This window comes from Burkholderia sp. Se-20373 (genome assembly GCF_017104705.1).
Classification (GTDB): domain Bacteria; phylum Pseudomonadota; class Gammaproteobacteria; order Burkholderiales; family Burkholderiaceae; genus Burkholderia.
Genome location: NZ_JAAGPH010000020.1, coordinates 25,794 through 40,281 on the forward strand (window position 1 = coordinate 25,794; position 14,488 = coordinate 40,281).

Below are 14,488 nucleotides of genomic sequence, written 5' to 3' on the forward strand. Positions count from 1 at the left end.
AGCAGGAATGGATGATCTTTTTCTGCTCGACCCGGGCGGGCCGCCGGCAGGCCCGGCAGGCGGCTTGAAAACGCGTCACAATGCGCGTTCGACATTCCGATCCACAGGAGGAAGGCCATGAGCGATGCGATTCTCGCGGCGCCGACGGACAACGGCGTCCCGGTCAGCCTGCGCTCGAGCCGCGGGCTCGGCTGGCAGGGCTTCGGCGCGTCGCTGCTGGCCATCCGCGCGGGCACCTACCGGATTCCGGCGGCCGAGCATCACCGGATCGGCGTGCATATCGGGTCGCCCGTTCGCGCGGATTGCGTGTGCGACGGCGAGCGCGTGTCGCGCATCCAGGCGCATGGCGACGTCGACGTGATTCCAGCCGGCCTGCCCGGCCAGTGGACCGACAGCGCCGATTGCCAGATTCTCCATATCGCGCTCAGCGACACATTCGTGCGGCGAACCGTCGAGCAGCTCGAACTGAAGCCGTCGCAAGGGCAGATCCGTCGCCGGCTGCAGGTGCGTGATCCGCGCCTGCAGCACATTGCATGGGCGATGGCCGCCGAACTCGAAGCGGAAGACGCGTCGGATCCGCTCTACGCGGAAAGCCTGTGCACGGCGCTCGTCGCGCGGCTGGTCGACGGCCAGCCGGCGTTCCGCGAGCGCCGCCGCACGCTCGCGCCGAAGGCGGCCGCGCGCGTGATCGACTACGTCGAAGCGAATCTCGAACGGCGCATGACGCTGGCCGAACTCGCGGCGCTCGTGTCGATCAGCGTGCCGCATTTCAAGGTGCTGTTCCGCGAAACGCTCGGGATGCCGGTGCACCAGTACGTCGTGCGGCGCCGGGTCGAGCGTGCGAAGGCGTTGCTGCTCGAAGGCCGGCTCAGCATCAGCCAGATCGCGCTCGAAGCCGGGTTTGCCCACCAGAGCCATATGGCGAACTGGATGAATCGCGTGCTGGGGGCGACGCCTACCGAGATTGCGCGGTCGGGGGCGCGGGGCGTGCTGCGGCTGGCGTATGACGGCGAGGGCAGCGGGCGTGACGCGTAGCGGAGCGATGGCGCCGCACCGGAGATGAGTTGTCGCGTCGGATTTCGGGGCCATTCTCCAGCAGGCTTCTGGACTGTTTTCGCCTGCACTCTCGGCTAGCAGGCAGACCGTACGATTCGACGCGGAAGGCGAGGCAGCGGACGGCCAGCATGACAGCCGCCAGCCAATCCGTCATCCTTTCCTGCTGGTTTCATCCCTCCGTGCGCGCCGCTCCCTCCGCGCAAACCGACAATCACCGCACCTTCATCCCCTCAGGAGCGAATCGTGTTCGTGATCTTCGGTGCATCCGGCAACGTCGGCCAGTCGACCGTGACGGCCCTACGCAACGCCGGCCATCCCGTGCGCGCGGTATTGCGCGACGCACGCCATCGTGAGCGTTTCGCGCAGCTCGGCTGCGACGTCGTGATCGCCGAGCTGACGGACGCGAACGCGGTCGCAGCGGCAATCGACGGTGCGCGGGCCGTGCAGATCCTGTGCCCGGTGCCCGTCGCCGATCCCGATCCGGCCGCGACGATGACGCGGACGATCGACGTCGCGACCGCCGCGCTCGCCGCCAACCCGCCGCCGGTGCTGCTCGCGCTGTCGGATTATGGCGCGGAGCGCGACGGCAATACGGGCATCACGCGTCTGTTTCATCACTTCGAGGAGCGGCTGCGGACGATCCCGACGCACCTGACGCTGCTGCGTTCGGCCGAGCATCTGCAGAACTGGACGCGCATCCTGCCGGTCGCGCTCGGCACCGGCGTGCTGCCGAGTTTTCACCATCCGGTCGGCAAGGTGTTCCCGACGGTCTGGGCGCCCGATGTGGGCGTCGTCGCGGCGCGGTTGCTGCTCGATGCGCGGGAAGGCGGCAACGGGCCGCGCATCGTCAGTGTCGAAGGGCCGCGGCGGGTGAGCGTGACGACGATCGCCGATACGCTCGCCGCGGCGGCCGGCCGGGCAATCGTCGCGCATGAACTGCCGCGCGACACGTGGGCTGCGACGCTGCTGCGCGCGGGCCTCAGCGAACGTCATGCGCAGTTGATCGTCGATCTCTACGACGTGCACAACGCGGGGCAGATCGACGTCGAGGAGGGCGTGTCGGAGCGGCTTTACGGCACGACGGCGCTGACCGATGCGCTTGCACAACTGGTGCGCCAGCACGCGCGGTGACCGAGGCGGCGACGCGCGTTACCCCTCACGCCCGCCGCCGCACCTTGTTTAGTACCGCATACGAAAACGACCCGATCACGATCCCCCAGAACGCGGAGCCGAGCCCGAGCCACGTCATGCCCGACGCGGTCGCGAGGAATGTGATCAGCGACGCCTCGCGGTGGTTCTCGTCCTCGAAGATCCCGTGCACGTTCGCGCCGATCGCACCGATCAGCGCGAGCCCCGCGAGGATCGCGACGAACGCCTTCGGCAGCGCGAAGAACACCGTGACGATCGTGCCCGCGAAGAGCCCGCCGATCAGGTAGATCGTCCCGTTCGCGAGCCCGGCGATGTAGCGCCGGGCCGGATCCTCGTGCGCGTCCTTGCCGGTGCACAGCGCGGCCGTGATCGCCGCGACGACGATCGTGATCCCGCCGAAGCACGCGACCACGAGCGACATCACGCTGGTCGCCGTGATGATCGGCCGCGCGGGCGTGTGATAGCCGGACACGCGCAGGATCGTCATGCCCGGCAGGAACTGGCCGGTGAGGCTGACGACGACGAGCGGCAGCGCGAGGCTGAGCGTCGTGCCGAGCGTCCATTCGGGCGCGATGAAGATCGGGTGCGCGAGGCTCGCCGACACGTTGCCGAGGTGCGTCATCCCGAGCAGCGTCGCGAGCGCGGCGCCCGTCAGCAGCACGAGCACGATGCTGTAGCGCGGCAGCAGGCGCTTGAAGATCACGTAGGCGGCGATCATCCCGAACGCGAGCGCGGGCTGCTCCGATGCGGCAGCGAACGCATGCGTGCCGAACGGCAGCAGGATGCCGGCCATCATCCCGCACGCGATGCCGCGCGGAATGTGGCGCACGAGCCGGTCGAAATAGCCGGTCACGCCGATCAGCAGGATGATCAGCGCGGCCGTGATGTACGCGCCGACGGCCTGGTTGAGCGTCAGTTGCGGAAACAGGCCGACGAGCAGCGCGGTGCCGGGCGCCGACCACGCGGTGATGATCGGCACCTTCAGCTTCCAGCTCGCGAACAGGCCCGATACGCCCGCGCCGATCGAGATCGCCCAGACCCACGACGACACCATCGCGGTCGACGCATGGGCCGCCTGTGCGGCCTGGAAGAAGATCGCGAGCGGGCCTGCGTAGGAAATCAGTACCGCGAGAAAGCCCGCGGTAATCGCGGAAACGGACCAGTCGTTGCCGATCGCGCGGATTGCGCCGGGCGGGGTGTTCGGTTGCATCGTCGTGGGGGCGTGCGGCGCGCGGCCGGGAGTAGAGCCGGGGCGAATGATTGTTGGAAGCCCCGGACGAGCCGCCATTCTGGGCATTGCCGGCGCAATTGGCAATGCGCGGGTGGGAGCAAGGATGTTGGAATTTCGTAAGGAACGTGCGGCGGGGCGGACGAATCGTCGTCTCCACCGAACGTCACGTACTGATCTGCAGCACCTTGTCGACCACCGCGACCTTCACCCCGCTCCCCGTCGACAACGACGCCGTGCCCTGATCGAACGGATGCACGGGCGTATCGGTCGGCGTCCACGCATGGCGCGCGAGCAGTTCGCGATACCCGCCGCGAATCACGAAGCCGCCGCATTTCCGCGCATACGCGTCGCGTCGCATCCGGTACGCGCGCGGCAGGTCGTACCACGGCAGCTTCGGCAGGTCGTGATGGACGAGGTGATAGTTGTTGTTCAGGTACAGCAGTCGCATCGCGAAGCCGGCTTCATTGATCGCGATGCGTGCCTTCGGATGCGGTGCGGCACGGTGCTCGTACAGCGAGCGGATCATCGCGATCGACAACGCGGGCCACGTGATCACGAGCAGGTAATACCACCACGGCACGCCGATCGCCCGTTGCAGCCACGCGAGCAGCGCAACCACGCAGGCGATATGCATCGCCCACATCGGCAGATAGCGGAAGTCGCCGCGACGAAACGCGGCGAATGCATCGATGCACATCGCAACGATGCTCAACGGCGGCCCGGCGACGAATCGTCCGATGAAAGTCTTGCGTGCGACCGTCAGCACACGGCGCCAGCGCGGCAACCGCGCCCAGCGTTCGCGTGTGACGTAGTTCGTTTCGGGATCGACACCCGGTACGGTCAGGTCTTCGTCGCGGTGGTGGTCGAGGTGTGTGTCGCGATACAGCGTGTACGGATACCAGACCGTCAGCGGCGGATAACCGAGCAGCTTGTTCACGAGGGCGGAGCGTGTCGGGTGGCCGTGCAGCAGCTCGTGCTGCAGCGACAGGTGCCACGCGCCGAGCAGGATCAGCGGCGGCGTCGCGGCCGCGAGCGACAGCGTGCCGTCGCGCACGAGCAGCAGCACGGCGAGCCAGCCGCCGTAGATCGCGACGACCAGCAGCCAGGTCGGCCACTCGGTGCGGGCGGTGAAGCGGGTGTCGAGCGCGGCGATCGCACGCGCGTGGTCGACGTCGAAGTATTCGGCCATGGCGTTGAGGCGGATTGAACGGGCAGTGCGGGGAACGAGCGGTTGAACCGGTGCGCTCGGCCCGGGTGCGCAGGTGTCTCGCGGATCACGGTCGGCCTGTCCGTTATCACATGCGGTAGCGATGCTCGGGCAGGCATCAGGACGGTACCGGGATCGCGCCGCCCGGCCAACCAATCGATTCGCATTTGCTTATCGCCGCGCGGCCGATAAGCTTCAGGCGCGCTGCACGACGATCGGCCCCCGTTTTTGCGGGATCGAACCAAATTCCGCGGCGCGAGCGGCGATGCGTAGAATGCCCGCATGAACCCAGGGATCGCAGTACTGCCGATGTACAACGTGACGCCGCGCCACGACGCGCTGTGGCGCGCACTATTGCGCGACGCGCTCGATGCGTTCGCGAACGCGGGCGGGCCCGCCGATGTCACGCTTCCCGACGAACCCTTCGACGACCTGCACGCGCTGTGGCGGCGCGACGATCTGTTGCTGTCGCAGACCTGCGGCTACCCGTACCGGATGCTGGGCCTGCGCGATGTCGTGCGACTGATTGCAACCCCCGTGTTCGATGCGGAGGGTTGCCACGGCGCGCACTACAGCAGTGTGCTGGTCGTGTCGGCCCGTGCGTACGCGGACGGCGCGACGACGCTCGCTGCATGCCGGGGGCTGCGGGCCGCATTCAACGGTCGGGATTCGCACAGCGGGATGAACGCGCTCCGGCATGCGGTCGCGCCGCATGCACGCGACGGACGATTCTTCGGATCGGTTGCCGCGCTCGGCTCGCACCTGAACGTGCTGCGTGCGCTGGCTTCAGCGGAAGCCGATTGCGCGGCGATCGACTGCGTGACGTTCGCGTATGTGCGCGATGCGTTGCCCGATCTGCTGCAGGACATCCGGATCATCGGGACGACGGCCGCTGCGCCGGGATTACCGTTCATCGCATCGCGCGCACTCGAAGCTACACAGGTCGCTGCTTTGCGAGATGCGCTCGACCGCGCGGTGGCGACCGATGTGGAGCGGGCGCGCGTGCTGCGGCTGAGAGGGTTCGAACGGCTGTCGCCGGACGACTATGAGGCGATTGCGCGGTTCGAGCAGGAGGCTGCTGCGCACGGATATCCGGCGCTCGCGTAGCAAGCAGGCGATGCGGGCGGCTTGGCTGGGCGGCGGCCGATTGCCGAAAGAGGGGCGACGACCGCAGGTTGCCCGGGGCGATGCAAGGTCAGGGACGGATTCAGGTTCGGCTTAGGCGCCACGGCACGGCGATGCCGCCGCGACGCCTCCACGTTACCGCTTATTCTTCGTCCATCAACCGGACCTTGACCCGCTTGCCCTTGATCTTCCCGGCATTGAGCTTGCGCAGCGCGTCGCGCGCCACGCCGCGCTCGAGCGCGACATAGGTCGAGAACTCGGTCACGTTGATCTTGCCGATCTGCTTGCCGTCGAATCCGGCGTCGCCGGTCAGCGCGCCGAGCACGTCGCCCGGGCGGATCTTGTCCTTGCGGCCGCCGAGGATCTGCAGCGTTTCCATCGGCGGCGTCAGCACGCCGTCGTCGGCCGGCTTCAGTTCCGCGAGCGGATGCCATTCGACGTCGCGTTTCTGCGCCTGCTCGATCGCACCGACGCGGCCCATTTCGTCCATGCTCGCGAGGCTCAGCGCCCAGCCGTCCTGATCCGCGCGGCCCGTGCGGCCGATCCGGTGCACGTGCACTTCGGGGTCGGGCGTCACGTCGACGTTGATCACGGCTTCAAGTTGCGCGATGTCGAGTCCGCGCGCGGCGACGTCGGTGGCCACCAGCACCGAGCAGCTGCGGTTCGCGAACTGGATCAGCACCTGGTCGCGTTCGCGCTGGTCGAGCTCACCGTGCAGCGCGAGCGCGTGGAAGCCCTGCGCGTGCAGCACGTCGAGCAGGTCGCGGCATTGCTGCTTCGTGTTGCAGAACGCGATCGTGCTCACCGGCCGGTAGTGGTTCAGCAGCTGGCCGACCGCATGCAGCCGCTCGTCTTCCGTCACTTCGTAGAAGCGCTGGCGGATCTTGCTGTTGTCGTGACGCTCTTCGAGCTTGATTTCCTTCGGGTTGCGCAGGAACTGCTGGCTCAGCTTCGCGATGCCGTCCGGATAGGTCGCGGAGAACAGCAGCGTCTGGCGCGTGGTCGGACACATCCGCGCGACCTTCGCGATGTCGTCGAAGAAGCCCATGTCGAGCATCCGGTCGGCTTCGTCGAGCACCAGCGTATTCAGCGCGTCGAGCTTCAGGTTGCCGCGATCGAGGTGATCCATGATGCGGCCCGGCGTGCCGACGACGATATGCGCGCCGTGCTCGAGGCTCTGCGCCTGCGGGCGCATCGGCGTGCCGCCGCACAGCGTCAGCACCTTCACGTTCTCTTCGGCGCGCGCGAGGCGGCGCACTTCCTGCGCGACCTGGTCGGCGAGTTCCCGCGTCGGGCACAGGATCATCGCCTGCACGTCGAAGCGGCGCGCGTCGAGGCGCGCCAGCAGCGCGAGCGAGAACGCGGCGGTCTTGCCGCTACCCGTCTTCGCCTGCGCGATCAGGTCCTGGCCGGCCAGCGCGACCGGCAGGCTCGCGGCCTGGATCGGCGTCATGTCGACATAGCCGAGCTGCGCGAGGTTGGCGAGCGTGGCGGGCGTCAACGACAGCGCGCTGAACGGCGTGGCGGTCGGCTGGGTCATTCCAGGTCTCCGAGGTAAGGGCGGCCTTCCATCTGCTCGTAGACGACCTTGCCTTCGTCGTCTTCGAAGCGTTCGAGGTAGTTGCGCGCGCCGCACAGCGGGCAGCGGAACAGCAGCCCCTGGCCTTCGTCCTTGATGACGACGTCGGACTGCTCCCACGGCGTGCCGCAGCTCTGGTTTCGGCAGGTAAACACGGTCTTTCTCCAGCTGAATTCGGTTGATGGCGCGCCCGGGCGGGCGCGGCAACGGCGGGCGGCGCTCGCGCGGCTTGGGCGCGGGCCGCACCGGGCGTCGCTTGGATTGCGTCGATGCGGATGATGGATCGGGCGGCGACAGGGTCGCGCGTGCCGCAATTCTAGCGGAAGCGGGCGGCCCGCCGGGCGGTTTCGCCCGCGACCCGCCAAGAAAAACGGCCGCCCCGTAGGGCGGCCGTGACGTGCGGCGCGAGGGTGTCGCGCGGCGCTCGGTGCGTTACAGCGCCATGTCGGTCGCCGCCTTCGCCGGGCGGGCCGGCGCGTTGCCGGTGGCCTGCGACGGCGTGCTGACGTCGATCTTCGGCGGCGGCGACAGCTGCAGCACGTCGCTGGTGGTCGTCCATTCCTCGACGACCTTCGCCGGGCTGTCGTTCAGCTTCGTGCCGTAGCTCGGCACGATCTGGCGGATCTTCTGTTGCCACTCGGGCGATGCGACCTTGTCCTTGAACACCTTCTTCATCAGGTTCAGCATGATCGGCGCGGCCGTCGACGCGCCCGGCGATGCGCCGAGCAGGCCGGCGATGCTGCCGTCCTGCGACGCGACGATCTCGGTGCCGAGCTTCAGCACGCCGCCCTTGACCGGGTCGCGCTTGATGATCTGCACGCGCTGGCCGGCTTGCCACAGGCGCCAGTCTTCCTTCTTCGCGTTCGGGAAGTATTCCTTCAGCGCGTTGAAGCGGTCGTCGTCGGACAGCATCAGCTGGCCGGCGAGGTACTGGACCAGCGGGAATTCGTCGACGCCCACGCGCATCATCGGCGCGACGTTGTGCAGGTTGGTGCTCTTCGCGAGGTCGAAGTACGAACCGTTCTTCAGGAACTTGGTCGAGAACGTCGCGAACGGCCCGAACAGGATGATCTTCTTGCCGTCGATGATCCGCGTGTCGAGGTGCGGCACCGACATCGGCGGCGAGCCGACCGACGCCTTGCCGTAGGCCTTCGCCAGATGCTGCTTCACGACGTCGGGGTTGTCCGTCACGAGGAACGAGCCGCCGACCGGGAATGCGCCGTAGTCCTTCGCCTCGGGGATGCCCGACGCCTGCAGCAGGTGCAGCGCACCGCCGCCCGCGCCGATGAACACGAACTTCGCGTCGACCGATTGCGCCGGTTCATCCGAGTGCAGCTTGACCCAGCTCACGTGCCACGTGCCGTCGGCATTACGCGAGATCTCGCGCACTTCGCTCGACAGCGACAGCGTGAAGTTCGGCTGCGTCTTCAGGTAGCCGACGAACTGGCGCGTGATCTCGCCGAAGTTCACGTCGGTGCCGATCGGCGTCCACGTCGCCGCAACCTTCTGGTTGCGGTCGCGGCCTTCCATCATCAGCGGCACCCACTGCTTGATCTGGTCGTAGTCTTCCGAATACTGCATCCCGCGGAACAGCGGGCTCGCCTGCAGCGCGTCGTAGCGCTTCTTCAGGAAGCGGACGTTGTCGTCGCCCCACACGAAACTCATGTGCGGCGTCGAGTTGATGAACGAATGCGGGTTCTTCAGCACGCCCTGCTTGACCTGCCACGCCCAGAACTGGCGCGAGATCTGGAACGACTCGTTGATCTCGATCGCTTTCGAGATGTCGATCTTGCCGTCCGCCTTCTCCGGCGTGTAGTTCAGCTCGGCGAGCGCCGAGTGGCCGGTGCCGGCGTTGTTCCAGCCGTTCGAGCTTTCCAGCGCGACGCCGTCGAGGCGCTCGACCATCGTCATCGACCAGTCAGGTTGAAGCTCGTGCAGCCAGACGCCGAGCGTCGAACTCATGATGCCGCCGCCCACCAGCAGGACGTCGACCTTCTTCGTATCGGCGGCATGCGCGGACGATGTCGCGACGCACAGCGCGAGCGCCGACAGTATTACCCGTAACGTTTTGATCACAGCAGATCCCTTTTTCAACTTGGATGCATCGGTTTGCCAAGCCGCCCGGCGCGGGTATCGATCGCGGTGAAACACGGATCCGGAGATCCGGACATGCGAATCCGGAATTCCGGATCGACGCCGCACGCCGTTGCATTTGCGCACGCGAAGCCGTCGGGAAGGACACCTTCGGATCGGCTGCCTGCGGGCAGGCAAGCGCCTGCGTCACAGTGGCGCATGACGCGCCCGGGCCCTTGCGGCAAGCCCGAGCGGAAGACGCTTCAGGCTGCGTGGAAAGAGGCCGTGCGCGACGCGTTTTGCGGAGGCGGGGTGGCAAGGGGCGCGTAATGTAACCGAACTCGTTTGCTGTGTCACAAACGAAAAATCCCGTTGTTTTTGTGGGGTTTTTTGTGTGTCCGGGTTTCCGGAATGACGATCGCGGGAAGCGGGAAAGCTGGGGATAACTGCGCGGGATCGCGGGTGTCGGGCGCGGCGTTGCACCGCGTCCCGATCACGTCATGCCATGTTGCGTCACTTCGCGAAAGTGTTACGGCAGAACTGCTCGTACGCCAGCGCCGAATTCGCGAAGCCCTTCTGCTTCGCGAGTTCCCACGGGCGCTCGCATTGCTGCGTTTGTTCGCACCACGAATAGCCGGCCGACGGGATGCAGCCGTGCGGATCGCGATCGCTGCCGGGCATCGGCGGCGCGGGCGAGGCGACAGACTCGGCCGGCGCCGACGCGGCGGCCGGCACGGTGGATGGCGCCGCACAGGCGCTCAACGCGAGCGCGCAGGCCATGGCGGCGGCCAGCGAAGCAGACGGAAAAGGACGTTTCATCAGGTAGCGCTCCATGGGATGACGATCGACAACGGATGCCCGGGTACGGGCGAGGAACGGCATGAACGGTCAGTCGCCCGGCACCGGCACGCGCGACGAGAACTTCACTTCACGCAACGCGAGGCTCGACTGGATCGACGATACGCCGGCCTGCTTGCGCAGCACGTGCTCGACGAATTCCGCGTACGCGTCGAGATCGGCCGCGACGACCTGCAGGATGTAGTCGGCCGCGCCGGTGATCTTGTGGCAGGACGTCACTTCGTCGTGACGCCGCATCACGTCCTCGAAGTGATCGGAATCCTGGCCGGAATGCATGTTGAACGTCACCTGCACGAACGCGAACACGTTCATGCCGAGCGCGCGCCGGTCGAGATTCGCCTGGTAGCCGGTGATCACGCCTTCGTCCTCGAGCCGCTTGCGGCGGCGCCAGCACGGCGTGACGCTCAGCGACAGCTTCTCGCCGAGCGTCGCGTTCGACAGCGCGCCGTCGTCCTGCAGCAGGCGCAGCATGGCGCGGTCGACGCCATCCAGTTCGACCGAAGCGCGATTTTTGCTCATTTCCGGAAATCCGTAGGCGGTTTTCTCAAAATTGTACGAAACGTGCGCGTCGAAAGCAAAGCTATTGCCGGTTGCCGTCAATAAACTGTTGCCACCCTCACTGCAACGGTCAACCATGCTCACGGTCTACAGCAGCGATCACCACCTGCATCGCGGCGTCGAACTGAAGGACGGCGCGATCACCGATTCGTTCGAAAACCCCCTTCGCGCCGAAACGGTGCTTGCGCAGGTGCGTGCCGCGGGCCTCGGCGACGTGATCGCGCCGAAGCCGTTCGACCGCGCCCACTACGTGGCCGCGCACAGCGCCCGCTACGTCGATTTCCTCGCCGGCGCATGGGACGAGTGGACCGCGACGGGCCGCACCTGCCAGGCGCTGCCGCTCGTGTGGCCGGTGCGCGCGATGCCGGCGGCCGCGACGCCGCCCGCGTTCATCGACGGCAAGCTCGGCTTCTACGCGATGGACGCGGGCGCGCCGATCAACGCCGGCACGTGGGATGCCGTGAGCGCGAGCGCGAACTCGGCGCTCACCGGCGCCGACCTGCTGTCGAGCGGCGCGGCGCGCGCGGCGTTCGCGCTGTGCCGCCCCCCCGGCCATCACGCGGGCCGCGAGTACATGGGCGGTTATTGCTACCTGAACAACGCGGCGATCGCGGCGCAGCACTGCGTCGCGCAGGGCGCGGCGCGCGTCGCGGTGCTCGACGTCGATTTCCATCACGGCAACGGCACGCAGGACATCTTCTACGACCGCGCGGACGTGCTGTTCGCGTCGATCCACGGCGAGCCGCCGGTGTCGTACCCGTACTTCTCCGGCTACACGGACGAGCGCGGCATCGGCGCGGGCGAAGGGTTCAACCTGAACCTGCCGCTGCCGAAGGGCACGCTGTGGGACACCTACTCGGCGGCGCTCGACCACGCGGCCACCGCGATCGCCGCGCATGCGCCCGACGCGCTCGTCGTGTCGCTCGGCGTCGATACCTTCGAGCACGACCCGATCAGCCATTTCCGGCTGCGTTCGCCCGACTACCTGCGCATCGGCGCGGCGCTCGCGCGCCTGAACGTGCCGACGCTGTTCGTGATGGAAGGCGGCTACATGGTCGACGAGATCGGCATCAATGCGGTTAACGTGCTGCTGGGATTCGAAGGGCGCGCATAACGCGCGGCGCCGCGGCCGTGCCGCCGACAGGGATGGGGCCCGCAGTGCAGGCGCGCTGCATCACCGACCGAAACCGATTCGTCATCCGAACCGCAACACGTCCCGCATCGAACGGGGCCCACAAGACTGACCAGGAGACAGACATGCATCGACATTCCATGACGACATTCGCGGCAGCGGCGGCGCTCACGTGCGCGCTGTCCGCATATGCGGACGAGATCGTGCGCATCGGCCACGTCGCACCGCTGTCCGGCGCGATCGCGCACCTCGGCAAGGACAGCGAGAACGGTGCGCGCCTCGCGGTCGAGGAAATCAATGCGAAGGGCCTGACGATCGGCGGCAAGAAAATCGCGTTGCAGCTCGACGCGCAGGACGACGCGGGCGATCCGCGCACCGCGACGCAGGTCGCGCAGCGGCTCGTCGACGACAAGGTCGTCGGCGTCGTCGGCCATCACAACTCGGGCACGTCGATTCCGGCGTCGCGCGTCTATCGCGACGGCGCCGTCGTGCAGATCTCGCAGGCCGCGACCAATCCGACCTATACGCAGCAGGGCTTCAAGACGACCTATCGCGTGGTCGCGACCGACGCGCAGCAGGGGCCGGCGCTCGCGATGTATGCAGCGAAGAACATGGGCATCAAGACGGTGGCGGTGGTCGACGATTCGACCGCGTACGGGCAGGGCCTCGCGACCGAGTTCGAGAAGGCCGCGAAGGCCGCCGGGATGAAGGTCGTGTCGCGCGACGCGACCAACGACAAGGCGATCGACTTCCGCGCGATCCTCACGAAGATCAAGGGCGCGAACCCCGACGCGATCATGTACGGCGGCATGGATGCGACGGGCGGCCCGCTCGCGAAGCAGGCGCGCCAGCTCGGCATGCGCGCGAAGCTCCTCGCCGGCGACGGCGTGTGCTCGACCGATCTGCCGAAGCTCGCGGGCCCGGCGTCCGACAACGTCGTGTGCTCCGAGGCCGGTATCGCGCTCGAGAAGATGCCGGGCGGCGCGGCGTTCGCGAAGCGCTACGAAGCGCGCTATCACCAGCCGATGCAGGTGTATGCGCCGTTCTCGTACGACGCCGTGTACATCATCGTCGACGCGATGAAGCGCGCGAACTCGACCGACCCGGCGAAGGTGCTGGCGGCGATGCCCGCGACCGACTACAAGGGCGTGATCGGCGAGACGAGCTTCACGCCGCAGGGCGATCTGAAGCACGGCGCGATCTCGGTGTTCACGTACAAGAGCGGCAAGAAGGCGCTGCTCGATATCGTGAAGATGTGATGGGGCGGTGACGTCGCGAAGGCCGCGAAGCAGGCAGTGCTTCGCGGCCTTCGCCGTTTACAGCGCGTGCGTTTGCGCGCGTTCGGCACGACGCTCCGCGTCATGCACGATGTGCAGCTCGCGCGTACGGATCGGCAACGCGCAGTTCGCGTCCGCGAGTGCCTTGCGAGCCTGCCGCGCCAGACGCCAGCGCATGTCCCAGAACTTGTCGGTGTGCGTCCACACGCGAACGTTCGCGATCGCGGTGCTGTCGTCGAAGCGCATCACCATCACGTTCGGCTCCGGATCCTGCAGCACGTCGGGGTCGGCGAGCGCCAGCTTGCGCAGCGCGTCGAGCGCGCGATCGATATCGTCATGCACCGACACTTCCACTTCGAGATCGAGGCGGCGCGTCGGATTGCGCGTGTAGTTGCGGATCGAACTGCCCCACAGCGCGCTGTTCGGCACGTATTCGCAGATGCCGTCCGGCTTCGTCAGCCGCGTCATGAAGAGCCCGACCTCGTCGACGGTGCCCGCGACGCCCGTGCCGCCGTCGATGTAGTCGCCCACCTTGAACGGCCGCAGCAGCAGAAGCATGATGCCGGCCGCGATGTTCTGCATCGTGCCCTGCAGCGCGAGCCCGATCGCGAGGCCGGCCGCGCCGAGTACCGCGATGAGGCTCGCGGTTTCGATGCCGAGCTGCGACAGCGCGCCGACGATCGCGACGATGCGGATGCCCCACACGGCGACGTCGCAGAGGATCGGCCGCAGCGTGTCGTCGACGCGCTCCTTGTTCGAGAGCAGACGGTTCAGCCAGTTGCCGATGCGTTTCGACAGCCACCAGCCGGCGACGAGCAGCGCCAGGCCGGCGGACAATTTGAGGGAGAGCGTGGACAGCGCGTTCCACAGGAACGTCCAGCGTTCCGGATGGAGTTGATCGCGAAACATTAACGGGATTCCGGGTTGAAGAAACGATGCGTGACGCGTGGCGTGCCCGCCGTCATCGGGCAGGCTTGCGCTCACGCGCCGGGCAGCGTTCGACTGGTCGCGGGGCACGATGGTTCGCGCGAATGAGTGGGGTCGAATGCCGCATGGCCGTGCCGCCAGGCCGCCAAATCGCGATTTCGATTTAGTACGAAGCGGCTTTTACATCAAATGAGACTAGTCCTATTCAGCCGCGTCGATCGCGCCGCTACACTCGTTTTCACGTTGCCGGGTCGCGACGATCGTTCCTCCGCGATGCCCGGTTTTTCCCGATTTTTTACTGACAGACAGCGAGTGA

At 67.2% G+C, this 14,488-nt stretch carries 13 protein-coding genes; 5 read left to right on the forward strand and 8 right to left on the reverse strand.

What is annotated here, in order from left to right:
* Window positions 1-117: 117 nt before the first annotated feature.
* Together G3N96_RS09915 and G3N96_RS09920 are read left to right on the forward strand one after the other, a co-directional pair.
* The gene (locus tag G3N96_RS09915) at window positions 118-1,035 is read left to right on the forward strand and encodes an AraC family transcriptional regulator (RefSeq protein WP_206137071.1); all 918 of its coding nucleotides are present in this window, start codon (window positions 118-120) and stop codon (window positions 1,033-1,035) included.
* A gap of 264 nt (window positions 1,036-1,299) precedes the next feature.
* Window positions 1,300-2,187, forward strand: a complete 888-nt coding sequence (locus G3N96_RS09920; RefSeq protein ID WP_206137072.1) for an NAD(P)H-binding protein — start codon at window positions 1,300-1,302, stop codon at window positions 2,185-2,187.
* 25 nt (window positions 2,188-2,212) lie between these two features.
* Here the strand turns inward: G3N96_RS09920 and G3N96_RS09925 are convergent, their stop codons facing one another.
* Both G3N96_RS09925 and G3N96_RS09930 read right to left on the reverse strand, forming a co-directional pair.
* Entirely contained in the window at window positions 2,213-3,415 is a 1,203-nt protein-coding gene (locus tag G3N96_RS09925) for a benzoate/H(+) symporter BenE family transporter (protein ID WP_124580466.1), read from the reverse strand.
* Between the two features lie 184 nt (window positions 3,416-3,599).
* Window positions 3,600-4,625, reverse strand: a complete 1,026-nt coding sequence (locus G3N96_RS09930) for a fatty acid desaturase (RefSeq protein WP_206137073.1) — start codon at window positions 4,623-4,625, stop codon at window positions 3,600-3,602.
* Window positions 4,626-4,925: 300 nt separating this feature from the next.
* Here G3N96_RS09930 and G3N96_RS09935 point away from each other — a divergent pair, with 300 nt between their 5' ends.
* A complete protein-coding gene (locus G3N96_RS09935) occupies window positions 4,926-5,750 on the forward strand; it encodes a PhnD/SsuA/transferrin family substrate-binding protein (RefSeq protein ID WP_206137074.1) in 825 nt (274 codons plus the stop codon).
* Between the two features lie 160 nt (window positions 5,751-5,910).
* Here G3N96_RS09935 and dbpA read toward each other — a convergent pair whose 3' ends face one another.
* From dbpA to G3N96_RS09960, 5 genes are all read right to left on the reverse strand, one after another.
* Window positions 5,911-7,308 (reverse strand): ATP-dependent RNA helicase DbpA, encoded by a 1,398-nt coding sequence (dbpA, locus tag G3N96_RS09940; protein ID WP_206137075.1) that lies wholly within the window; start codon window positions 7,306-7,308, stop codon window positions 5,911-5,913.
* Window positions 7,305-7,502, reverse strand: a complete 198-nt coding sequence (locus tag G3N96_RS09945) for a hypothetical protein (RefSeq protein WP_011356541.1) — start codon at window positions 7,500-7,502, stop codon at window positions 7,305-7,307. The genes dbpA and G3N96_RS09945 overlap by 4 nt, the downstream gene beginning before the upstream one ends.
* A 277-nt stretch (window positions 7,503-7,779) precedes the next feature.
* Window positions 7,780-9,441: a malate dehydrogenase (quinone) gene (gene mqo, locus G3N96_RS09950; protein ID WP_206137076.1), complete on the reverse strand. Its 1,662-nt coding sequence runs from the start codon at window positions 9,439-9,441 to the stop codon at window positions 7,780-7,782.
* Window positions 9,442-9,933: 492 nt separating this feature from the next.
* Complete coding sequence (locus tag G3N96_RS09955) at window positions 9,934-10,239, reverse strand: hypothetical protein (RefSeq protein WP_206137102.1); 306 nt, start codon at window positions 10,237-10,239, stop codon at window positions 9,934-9,936.
* 69 nt (window positions 10,240-10,308) lie between these two features.
* Entirely contained in the window at window positions 10,309-10,797 is a 489-nt protein-coding gene (locus G3N96_RS09960) for an Lrp/AsnC family transcriptional regulator (RefSeq protein WP_174975480.1), read from the reverse strand.
* A gap of 115 nt (window positions 10,798-10,912) precedes the next feature.
* Between G3N96_RS09960 and G3N96_RS09965 the strand changes: the two genes are divergently transcribed.
* Both G3N96_RS09965 and G3N96_RS09970 read left to right on the forward strand, forming a co-directional pair.
* Window positions 10,913-11,950: a histone deacetylase family protein gene (locus G3N96_RS09965; protein WP_206137077.1), complete on the forward strand. Its 1,038-nt coding sequence runs from the start codon at window positions 10,913-10,915 to the stop codon at window positions 11,948-11,950.
* Between the two features lie 143 nt (window positions 11,951-12,093).
* Window positions 12,094-13,227, forward strand: a complete 1,134-nt coding sequence (locus G3N96_RS09970; protein WP_206137078.1) for a branched-chain amino acid ABC transporter substrate-binding protein — start codon at window positions 12,094-12,096, stop codon at window positions 13,225-13,227.
* A gap of 57 nt (window positions 13,228-13,284) precedes the next feature.
* Here the strand turns inward: G3N96_RS09970 and G3N96_RS09975 are convergent, their stop codons facing one another.
* Window positions 13,285-14,154: a mechanosensitive ion channel family protein gene (locus G3N96_RS09975; protein ID WP_206137079.1), complete on the reverse strand. Its 870-nt coding sequence runs from the start codon at window positions 14,152-14,154 to the stop codon at window positions 13,285-13,287.
* Window positions 14,155-14,488 lie beyond the last annotated feature (334 nt).

Bases quoted from the DNA above. Each gene is read 5' to 3' on its own strand.
- G3N96_RS09915 (WP_206137071.1), top strand. From the start codon at position 118: ATGAGCGATGCGATTCTCGCGGCGCCGACGGACAACGGCGTCCCGGTC.
- G3N96_RS09925 (WP_124580466.1), bottom strand. From the start codon at position 3,415: ATGCAACCGAACACCCCGCCCGGCGCAATCCGCGCGATCGGCAACGAC.
- G3N96_RS09930 (WP_206137073.1), bottom strand. From the start codon at position 4,625: ATGGCCGAATACTTCGACGTCGACCACGCGCGTGCGATCGCCGCGCTC.
- G3N96_RS09935 (WP_206137074.1), top strand. From the start codon at position 4,926: ATGAACCCAGGGATCGCAGTACTGCCGATGTACAACGTGACGCCGCGC.
- dbpA (WP_206137075.1), bottom strand. From the start codon at position 7,308: ATGACCCAGCCGACCGCCACGCCGTTCAGCGCGCTGTCGTTGACGCCC.
- G3N96_RS09955 (WP_206137102.1), bottom strand. From the start codon at position 10,239: ATGAAACGTCCTTTTCCGTCTGCTTCGCTGGCCGCCGCCATGGCCTGC.
- G3N96_RS09960 (WP_174975480.1), bottom strand. From the start codon at position 10,797: ATGAGCAAAAATCGCGCTTCGGTCGAACTGGATGGCGTCGACCGCGCC.
- G3N96_RS09965 (WP_206137077.1), top strand. From the start codon at position 10,913: ATGCTCACGGTCTACAGCAGCGATCACCACCTGCATCGCGGCGTCGAA.
- G3N96_RS09970 (WP_206137078.1), top strand. From the start codon at position 12,094: ATGCATCGACATTCCATGACGACATTCGCGGCAGCGGCGGCGCTCACG.
- G3N96_RS09975 (WP_206137079.1), bottom strand. From the start codon at position 14,154: ATGTTTCGCGATCAACTCCATCCGGAACGCTGGACGTTCCTGTGGAAC.